The organism is Vibrio qingdaonensis (genome assembly GCF_026191675.1).
Taxonomy (GTDB): Bacteria; Pseudomonadota; Gammaproteobacteria; order Enterobacterales; family Vibrionaceae; genus Vibrio; species Vibrio qingdaonensis.
The window spans coordinates 1-8,991 of record NZ_JAKRRY010000068.1 but is presented as its reverse complement, the minus strand read 5'-3'; the positions used below and the strand labels follow the sequence as shown (position 1 = coordinate 8,991).

Annotated in this window: 9 protein-coding genes and 1 pseudogene; 6 read left to right on the top strand and 4 right to left on the bottom strand. The window is 40.7% G+C overall.

Annotated elements, in window-relative coordinates:
• A partial coding sequence (locus MD535_RS24605; protein WP_265677821.1) for an Lcl domain-containing protein occupies window positions 1-492 on the top strand: 492 nt, incomplete at its 5' end.
• A 412-nt stretch (window positions 493-904) separates the two neighbouring features.
• On the opposite strand, the gene MD535_RS24600 is transcribed toward MD535_RS24605, so the two are convergent.
• Together MD535_RS24600 and MD535_RS24595 are read right to left on the bottom strand one after the other, a co-directional pair.
• Window positions 905-2,479: an EAL domain-containing protein gene (locus MD535_RS24600; protein WP_237300769.1), complete on the bottom strand. Its 1,575-nt coding sequence runs from the start codon at window positions 2,477-2,479 to the stop codon at window positions 905-907.
• Between the two features lie 178 nt (window positions 2,480-2,657).
• Window positions 2,658-3,938: a hypothetical protein gene (locus MD535_RS24595; protein ID WP_237300770.1), complete on the bottom strand. Its 1,281-nt coding sequence runs from the start codon at window positions 3,936-3,938 to the stop codon at window positions 2,658-2,660.
• Window positions 3,939-4,444: 506 nt separating this feature from the next.
• Between MD535_RS24595 and MD535_RS24590 the strand changes: the two genes are divergently transcribed.
• From MD535_RS24590 to MD535_RS26225, 3 genes and pseudogenes are all read left to right on the top strand, one after another.
• Window positions 4,445-5,053 (top strand): KilA-N domain-containing protein, encoded by a 609-nt coding sequence (locus MD535_RS24590; RefSeq protein ID WP_237300771.1) that lies wholly within the window; start codon window positions 4,445-4,447, stop codon window positions 5,051-5,053.
• A 490-nt stretch (window positions 5,054-5,543) separates the two neighbouring features.
• Complete coding sequence (locus MD535_RS24585; RefSeq protein WP_237300772.1) at window positions 5,544-5,906, top strand: hypothetical protein; 363 nt, start codon at window positions 5,544-5,546, stop codon at window positions 5,904-5,906.
• A gap of 56 nt (window positions 5,907-5,962) precedes the next feature.
• Window positions 5,963-6,486: pseudogene (locus MD535_RS26225) on the top strand (replication initiation protein); the annotation flags it as partial.
• A 142-nt stretch (window positions 6,487-6,628) separates the two neighbouring features.
• Here MD535_RS26225 and MD535_RS24570 read toward each other — a convergent pair.
• A complete protein-coding gene (locus MD535_RS24570) occupies window positions 6,629-7,201 on the bottom strand; it encodes a DUF2913 family protein (RefSeq protein ID WP_171762994.1) in 573 nt (190 codons plus the stop codon).
• A gap of 85 nt (window positions 7,202-7,286) precedes the next feature.
• Window positions 7,287-7,409, bottom strand: a complete 123-nt coding sequence (locus MD535_RS26370; RefSeq protein ID WP_390902975.1) for a Fic/DOC family N-terminal domain-containing protein — start codon at window positions 7,407-7,409, stop codon at window positions 7,287-7,289.
• Window positions 7,410-7,536: 127 nt separating this feature from the next.
• Between MD535_RS26370 and MD535_RS24565 the strand changes: the two genes are divergently transcribed.
• Both MD535_RS24565 and MD535_RS24560 read left to right on the top strand, forming a co-directional pair.
• A complete protein-coding gene (locus MD535_RS24565; protein ID WP_265677814.1) occupies window positions 7,537-8,310 on the top strand; it encodes a ParA family protein in 774 nt (257 codons plus the stop codon).
• Window positions 8,311-8,326: 16 nt separating this feature from the next.
• A complete protein-coding gene (locus MD535_RS24560) occupies window positions 8,327-8,626 on the top strand; it encodes a hypothetical protein (protein WP_171388398.1) in 300 nt (99 codons plus the stop codon).
• Window positions 8,627-8,991: the final 365 nt, after the last annotated feature.

Sequence of the window (8,991 nt, the reverse complement as noted above, 5' to 3'; positions counted from 1 at the left end):
ACTAAAGATGGTGTCACCAGTAACACAGTGAGCGTGGAGGTATATAGATGTACGTCCTTAGGTGCTTCTTCATGTATTGATCTATTCGATACTGGGAATGGGACGTTGTTTACCAATTCACCCTCAAAATTATTTTTATCCTCCATTGGAGGAAGTGCAAATAATGGTTTTACGCAAGAAATTGGAACTTCTGGGCCTGCTGGAGATTTCTTTTGGTTCTCTTGGGATAATGCAAGTAGATTATGTAGTACATATAGTAATGAGGATTTAGCAGGACGCACCAACTGGCGTTTGGCAACAAAAAATGAGTTAGAATTGCTCTTCAATACATACGGCAATATGTTCAACGCGCGCGGCTGGCCAGTCAGGTTAAATTACTGGTCAAGTGAGAGTAGAGGCCCTGGCTTTTTTAATATAGACCTCAGGAATGGCGGCGGAGGGTTGAGTCTGGGAGAAGAAGAGTTGTACGCGTCCTGCGTCTCAGTTCCCTAACGTTTAACGTATGAGTTTTTGATATTCCAACTTATAACCACCTACTTTTGCAGGTGGTTATCTTTTTCATCGATGTGCAGTCAGCTGTATCTAAAAGGATATCGCTGCAATCTTGAACGCCTGCGCTACTGCGCCTCGTCGTTACCTTTTACTGATTTCAATTAAGTTCGAGTAAGGGCTTGCTGTTTTATGTGTTGATTTCCCTTTTGACTCGCATCATTTGATGGTGCTCGCAGGCTGTTAACCTTCCTCAAAAAGAAATAAAACTCCTTATATAACAATAACATACAACTCCAACGCTCTCTAAATCGAATTTCAGCGACCAGTGTTTCGCCGCTGGCCATGAAAGCTCACCAAAAAATGATATCTATTTGGGCGCTCGTCGTTGAATAAGGCAAGCTCCGTGACGTTTTTAGTTGAGCGTCTCACTAACCCGCTCGTGAGTATAACCGTAATCTAAAGCCCAGCGATGGAGATCTTCAATCGACATAGGTTTGGCGTAGTAGTAACCTTGATGTTGAAAGACGCCTCTTAATAAAAGCCCTTTAGCTTCGAGTTTATTTTCAACTCCTTCCGCTACTAGATTGAGTTCTAATTGTTTAGCCATCTCAATATACCCATCGAGAACAGCGGACTTTCCTTCATCAATGGAGCGTGTAAACATTTTGTCTATTTTGATAGTGTCAATATCGAAATAATGCAAATAGGAGTTTCCGCCATAACCGGTACCTGCATCATCAAGGCTTATTTTAAGCCCTAATGTTTTGAGTAAGGCAATACGCTGACTGGCAAACGCTAAATTTTCAATCGGTTGGCGTTCTGTTAATTCAAGCGTCAGTTTTGAGTAGTCGTGCTGAAACCGCTTTAAATAGTGGTAAAAATCGTCATTTTGGAGGTGCAGAGGCGTGATGTTGACACTGCAATAAAACTCGGAGTTTTGACTCATTAAAGGCGATAAGTCGCGGTAAATGGTTGTAATGAGATTTTCTGTTGTTGAAATGATCTCCCCACTTTGCTCTAGATAATGGATGAACTTGCTTGGTTCTATGACACGGCCATCAGAGGGAAGCCATCGGAGTAAAGCTTCGACACCGAGCATTTTACCTGTTTGTGCGTCGACGATGGGTTGATAATAGGGGAAAAACTGGGCGTCTCGAACCGCTTTTTGAAGAGCAATTTCTTTTTTTGCGTGCCAATAGGAAACACATAACCAAAAAATGGTGAGTGAAATCATAAAGAGTAAAGTGGTAACCGGCCACAAGTTTTGCTTAAACTTCGAGAGCACTCGTGAGGTAGAGACGGAGGATTCAAAGGTAAGAGGCAGATAGTTTGAAGCAACTGAGTTCGAGTACAGGCGATCGGCCTTGGGCAAACTGCCTATTTCAAGGATAGTGTAATTTTCTTTTGGTAAAGATAAACGAATAGAGCGTTGATGGTCTAAATCCTTTTCAAGGAAAAGGTATTCCGTGCGTAATGGAAAGAGGAAACCGTATTGTCCATTCGAGCCGTATAGATAGGGGGGATGTTTTGGGGTTGTAGAGAGAGAATAAATCGCTAAACGCCACATTTCTCCTTTTAATTGTGTATTGAGTAAGTTCTTAAAATTACGTTGTTCAAATTGCTCAACACCGAAAGGAGAGCAATAGGTATAGGGCTTCTGCTTATCAAGATTAACGATGGGTATCGACATAAGTAGATGCGACACATAAAGCTTCTCTAACTGTTCGATAGTGTCAGTGGAGCATTCACCGCTAGCGACGCTGGCTTCAGAAAGAGTGGGTTTTTCAAGCCCATATTTAATCGCAACAGAAACGATTTGATCGAGGTAGTCGACGTCATGCTTAATTTCATTATGAACTTGATAAAGACTGGTGGCTAATGAAGCCAATAAGCTAAACAACAGGGCCAATAACATAACACCAGTCTTATAGACCCATTGAGGGTGGGGACTGAATAAGCGGTTTAACCAAGGGTGTCTGGAGCGCATGCTTAACTCTTTATAATTATAAATCCAACGGATTGTGTTGAGTTATCAAATGTTATTATGCGGTTTAATTAATGTTTCTTTCTATAAGAAATCCTTGATCTTAAAAGGCAAATTATAAAAGTGGAAAGCTGATCACTTTTTGTTAGGAAGTTTTAATTTTTAGGCTCTAAATCAAGCCTTAAAGAAAACACTGACCGTAATCTTGGGCCGCATTAAACATATGGCTTAAATGTAAGGCTTTCTTTGTTAAAGGATCATATTTATGGCAAGCAAAACAGCCCCTATCTTCTTTAGGGTGCACTAAAGCAAACCATTGAGGGTTTTGGACATAGGTCTCCATTGTACTGTTTGATAATAACTTCGAACCCCCTATTTCATTTTTCCAAGTGGGAGGCACCTCTCCTTTATTTAAATCACTCTCGTTTGAGACTGTCCAAGATGTACCCACAAGGAAGTAGTTAGACCAAACAGATTTGCGTGATTGGTAATAATCTGACATTGCCTCGTTAAGCGCTTTTATATCTTTAGCTACTTCAGTTTTCGTTAAAACACCAACCCCATAGGGTGTTTCTCTACAGACTTGGGTAGGTTTACCAGGGAAGTAAGTATTCACTTTCTGAAAGGACATTGGGTTGAAAAATGTCCATTTACCTGATTTTTCAAAATTTGATAGGTTAGGAACATCAGCACAATCAGGAGCGTTTTCCTTGTGTTCAAATGTGGTCCAAATGAATTCAGGATGATTCCTTGTTTTTCGTACTATATGAATCCCAACCAAGCCCATTAGAACATTACTCCTTACTACCCCGTTGATCTCAACATCTCTATGAATAGTGAAAAATTTTTCAGGGTTGTCGTTATTAGATATTAATTTCCATGAGGTTTTTACTTCAGTGGAGCCTGGGGATATTTCAAACGGTGTTTTCCCACTATCAATCTCGGCGACACATTGGCTATTGTTTAATCCGTGTTTGACGATGTCATTGTAGAATTTTTTATTGACACTTTGTTGATAGAAGACCGGATTGCTTTCTTGATCGTTCAATGGGAAATTAGAGCCGGCTTGAAGGATCTCACTTTGTACTAATCCTTGATCACCTTTATTGTCCCAACTATCGGGTATCTCTTTAAATATTCTGTCTTTCGGCATCATATTCAAGAATAAATCCGATGTCTTGTCACTGGTATAATAAGCAAAAGATTGCCATGCAAACTGCATAAAACTGCAATTAGTATCGGATTTACTAGTTTCTGTAGGCTCTTGAGGTAAGGAAGGGTAATCAATCCAAGAGGAGTCCCCAGTACAGCCGGAGGCTTCTAATTCTAACGATTTTTTACTACTAACCTTATTTTCGTAAGAGTCATTCGATTGTAATGCTTCCCCTCTAATTTCTGTGGAATAACAATGTATTGGGGAGAGGAAAAACGAAGAAACTATGATTTTCTTTAAATAATTCATGATAAATCTTCTCATTCGCATTTGTTTGAGTGGCCAAACTACAATAGTTACAAATAAAACGAATCTAAATTATTTAATAATTTAGTGTGACTCTGGAGCGGCGTGTCTTCTCTGGAATTTTTTGTCTCAATCCTGTCTACGTTCATGGGTGAGGCAAGCTGATTGTAAGAACTATGCTCTATACAATATGCAACGTTATTAAACGTTTGACACTGCTCTCCCACATCCTAAACCCGACACTGGCAAAATCCAGTGTCGGGTTTAGGACCCCGCTTTTGTATAGGGCATATTAGTGTCAGCTTCTGCTGGCCTTTTTTATGTGCGGCTTCGGCACGCCTGAACATAGTCGTTTTACTTAAAAAACGTACTATCAGCATTATGGTGGGCTGGGCGAGGCAGCTTCGGCTGGCCGTTCCTATGCGCGGTAGTCCTAACCTTGTTCAGTTCACCACCCGAAGTTTAGGACCTTCTTGTGGTGATTTAATTAAGTCGCATAGGAGGCCATCATGCCTAATCTAACTATCGTTAATAAAGACATCCGCACACTTGATAATTTGTACTCGTTAAATGATTTACATAAAGCAAGTGGTGGACACAATCGACATCGTCCAAGTATTTTTATTAAGAATCAGCAAACTCAAGAACTGGTTAATGAAATTGAGCAAAGCAGTAATTCCTGCTTTGCTGTAAACACCAAACGTGGCGGTAGTAATGCGGGGACTTGGGTATGCAAAGAACTTGTTTATTCTTATGCAATGTGGGTTAGCCCTAAGTTCCATCTAAATGTCATTCGTGCGTTCGACAGTATGCCCACAGCTGCAGCTCTTCCAGCTCCAACCGTTCCGCAAGACCTCTCCTTAAACGACTTAATTTTTGAGTTGGCGAAGGCGAAAAACGTAACAACGCAAACTGTACATGCGCACTACAATTCTGTATTCAATACTAATGCTTGGTCACAAGGGCATGGTTTTGAACATGCATTGGCAAAAAGAGTACTTAAACAAGACTTAGAAAATGAATTGCGTAGTCAAATCCCAGAACTGCAGTTACTTAAGCAGCAAGCGAGAGAGTATGGCCTAGCATTGGTGGATGGAAGTGAATACCAAGGCTTTTAAGGCCGAATGCAAATGCAGCACAAGCAACTCGAGAAGTTGGTAGATGATGTAATGGCGTTAAGTCGAAATCATAGTGCGCTGACAAGACATATTTTTTGATAGGTATTACTAATATTTAGTAACTCAATGGGAAATTAGACGAGAAAAACCATATTATTGACCGGCTTTCTATCTGATAGCTCAAAATATGTCGCAATTTTGTCGCCATTGTCAATTTTGGTTTTTTGTAAGGTTTTGTTCTTAAATGATTTAATTTGCAATTGTATATAATAGCAAATTTTCTTTATTATGGGTTGAGCAGGCGAGGTTAATGACCCAATTAAGGCGTTCGAACCATGTGTTTGAACAAGTACGACTGCGAATTCGTTTATTCGGCCTTGAGAAGCGAATACAAAGAATCAGACAACGTTGGCTTTGACGCATTTTAATTTTCCAGAGTTGCGTTATTGGTTTCTCAGAAGGTGAGCGTTATTTAGCCGAGGTCAACTTTATGAATCATCATGTGTTTGCGGTCGTACAGGGTAAAGTTATTCAAACCAGTATTGAAGCAGTCTCCAATTTAGTCTTAAAAGGTAAAGAAGAGTGGCGTGATGCAGTCAGTTGTCCTTCGGAAAGGCGTTCGATAAAAATTGACACCCGTGGCGGCTACGAAAGCTCGAAAGGAATGGCTCTGACCGGCTCTCAAATCTTGTCAGAGAGAGTCAATAGTACTGATTCAGTAACGGCGCTCAACGCTCAAGATAATCTCTCTTGCTTTGTTTTTTCTAGAGGTGAGTATGGGCAAGGTGCACCGAGGGTGATGAGAGGACGGCTCATTCTGAATACGCTGCGTCTTCATCCATTTCGTGTTTGAGTCGGCTACTTGAGGAAGCGCCTTATTTGTCGAGGTGCAATGACAATAAAACCGCGATGCTCATCAGACCTCGAAACTATGCGGTCAGATGGCCGTATATGCAGGTTAATCGTAAAGATATGCAGGCGTGGATGGTGTTTGACATCGATCATGACCATCGCTCTGTCCCCAACCCCTATATTTGGCAAGATGAAGGCTTGCCACCCCCTAATCTAATCGTTCGAAACCGCACCAGTAATAAAGCCCACCTTTTTTACGCTATTGTGCCGGTTTTCACCAGCGATCAAGCACGATCCAAACCCATTCAGTACCTGTTGCCAAAACGCCCTTTCATCCTTGGTGGCAGACGACCGAACTTCACCGCAGTGTCTATGAACTCAATGAGTTAGCGGATTCTCTTGAGCTGGAGACAACGCGGCCATGGCTTCGTCAAGAGACTGATGTCTCTTATTCTCGAAACTGTACTTTGTTTGAACACACTCGCCGATACGCGTATGACATTGTCGACGAAGAAAGAGAAAAGGGCAGTTATACGAGCTTTAAACGCCGTGTCGAGAGTTTCGCTCATTATAAAAATACCTGATCAGCTTACTGCTCGAAGATCAAAAGATTTCCCTTGATTGTGATGATAAAAGGAAAAGGCTGGTAGTACCACTTGGTAAATCGCGTCAAACACATCTTGATATGGGTTGGAAGTGCCCTGCTTTTTAGATTTGGTTGTGTTAGCTAATTGGGTGAACTTGATAGTGATAGTTCTTCAACTCTTCACTTGTTTGGCACAACTCAAATGTGAAATAAGGCTGGGTGACTAAGCACTGAGTGAACCTGTCTAATTCATTCGTATGTATAAACAGCGAAATGGGTGCAATCTGACGGTTTTCATTATCGAAGCAGTTATCGATATGTGCTCTGTCGATATAAACAACGTCCATTTCCTGTTTAGGGGTCTCTTCAATAAGTTTTGTTTCTAATCCGCTCTTCTCAAAGCGTTCTAACAAGGCATAAAGCTTATCAACGTCGTTTTGACTTTCTATCGCTGAATATTGAGATAAAACGCTTTCTAAGTGTTTTTCGATTGAGCCAAACTTATTCTTCATCAAACAAACCGTTTTAAGCTTTTTCTTGATAATGCTATATCGAGCTTGTTTGATTTTTGGCTTCAAGAAGTCAATGATGATCTTGTTTCGTTGCTCTTCTTTAACAAAGTGACTGGCAATGTTTACTTTGAAGTAAAGGTGAAGAAGAGTGTTTTCGAAGGTCGACTTAAGAAGTTGATGGTATGAATGTTCTGACATTGTTCACATGGACTATTTATTGGTGAGGGTATCTTATCATGAAAATAGCAAGGCTCTATGGCAGAAAGCTAAGTGACGTAACTTGCTAGTTGTAATGCTTAAACCGTGTACCCATCGTAGTCACAATATTTTCAATTTTAGAACTCGACTTTGATTCTAGTCTTGAGGTTAGGTTAAACAACAGGTATTGGTTGGTGAGAAGCCTAATAACTTAATTCAACGCGGCTGGTGCCATCTTCTTCAGGTTTTTTACAGCCTTGAGATTATCGATTAGTAACGGATGGATAACTTTTAATGAAAAGTGTATTACCTATGTAATACATGAGGTGTCTACTATGAAAACAAAGATCATCAGTGCAGCGAACCAAAAAGGTGGCGTTGGAAAAACCACGACTCTTGTCAATTTAGGAGCTGAGCTTACACGAAAACGAAAAGTGTTAGTCATTGACCTTGATCCTCAAGGGAACTGCTCCAAAACGTTAACCGGACAACGTGATTTTAAGTTTGAAGAGACGGTTGCTGCTTTGTTTGATAAGCCTAAAGTTGTGTCCATTGTCGATTTAATTCAACCTGCAAAGCTTAATGGGAACTCCATTGAAAACCTCTATGTTGTTCCTGCTGATGTTCAGTTGTCACGTGTCATCGAAACATCACTGACAAAGATTAATCGTGAACGAATTTTAGAGAAGCAATTGGCAAAGTTAGGTGATACCTATGATTTCATTCTTCTTGATACTCCACCAAACTTATCCCTAACGACTCTCAACGCAATCCAGGCCTCAGACCTTATTTTGGTCCCTATTGATTCAGGGGCATTTTCATTGGACGGCATTAGCCCTTTACTCGAAGCTGTATCTGAAATTAAGGAGGATGAAGGTAATTATCTGATCCTGAGGAACGAGGTCGACTCAAGAAACACTATTATCAATGAGTTCATTAATGAGGAATTGGAGGTAGTACAAGATAAATTGTTACCAGTATCTGTCCGTCGTTCTGAGCATGTCGGCCAAGCTAATGCCGTTTCTTCTCCTGTGCGTTTTTATAAATCGGGCTCTCTTGTTAATAATGATTACCGTAAACTCGCTGCATTTCTTTTAAATTTAATGTAATACATAGGTAATACACATGAGCAGGTTAAAGAAACGAGGAGCGATAACAGCTATCTCTAGTGACAAGAACGAGGGTTCAAGTAAGTCGACTGGAATTACGACTGTCAAAAAGAAAGTGACGACATCTTATAAGGTGCCTCCTCTGACTCTTAGAATGTCACTGACTGATAAAGAACGGATAACTGATTGGGTAGCAAATCTGCAAGAGCAGACAGAGAGAAATGTGTCTGCAGCAAAACTGTACCGAGCCTTGGCTTTATATCGAGACAAGATCGATGATGAAGATCTCATTGAGTTGATCAACAAAATGAATTAAACATGTATTACCTATGTACTACATGCCTTATCTAAAGGCTCGTTATAGACTTTAAGCGATGTCATAGGGCCTACCTCGGACTTAACTTCAAACATTGATGAACATGACACTTGAAGAGTCTTGTTACCTGTTCTGAGCCTCATTTCCTTGTAAAGACAAACACTTTAAACGTGTCTTTATCACGATTCTTATGTTGCCTTAAGGGGCACCCTGCGGGCTAGGCCCTGACTGTCCTAAGAGCCTTAGCGCCTTGTCGTTCCCTCCTCGTTGATCTCTCTGTCTTTGAATAAGTTCGAATAAGGGCTTGTTTTCTTATGCGCCGATTTCTTTCACTCGCCTCATTTTCGGGTTCGCGGGCTGTTAAC

Excerpts from the sequence above, each read along its gene's own strand:
- MD535_RS24600 (WP_237300769.1), bottom strand. The coding sequence starts at position 2,479 with ATGCGCTCCAGACACCCTTGGTTAAACCGCTTATTCAGTCCCCACCCT.
- MD535_RS24595 (WP_237300770.1), bottom strand. The coding sequence starts at position 3,938 with ATGAATTATTTAAAGAAAATCATAGTTTCTTCGTTTTTCCTCTCCCCA.
- MD535_RS24590 (WP_237300771.1), top strand. The coding sequence starts at position 4,445 with ATGCCTAATCTAACTATCGTTAATAAAGACATCCGCACACTTGATAAT.
- MD535_RS24585 (WP_237300772.1), top strand. The coding sequence starts at position 5,544 with ATGAATCATCATGTGTTTGCGGTCGTACAGGGTAAAGTTATTCAAACC.
- MD535_RS24570 (WP_171762994.1), bottom strand. The coding sequence starts at position 7,201 with ATGTCAGAACATTCATACCATCAACTTCTTAAGTCGACCTTCGAAAAC.
- MD535_RS24565 (WP_265677814.1), top strand. The coding sequence starts at position 7,537 with ATGAAAACAAAGATCATCAGTGCAGCGAACCAAAAAGGTGGCGTTGGA.
- MD535_RS24560 (WP_171388398.1), top strand. The coding sequence starts at position 8,327 with ATGAGCAGGTTAAAGAAACGAGGAGCGATAACAGCTATCTCTAGTGAC.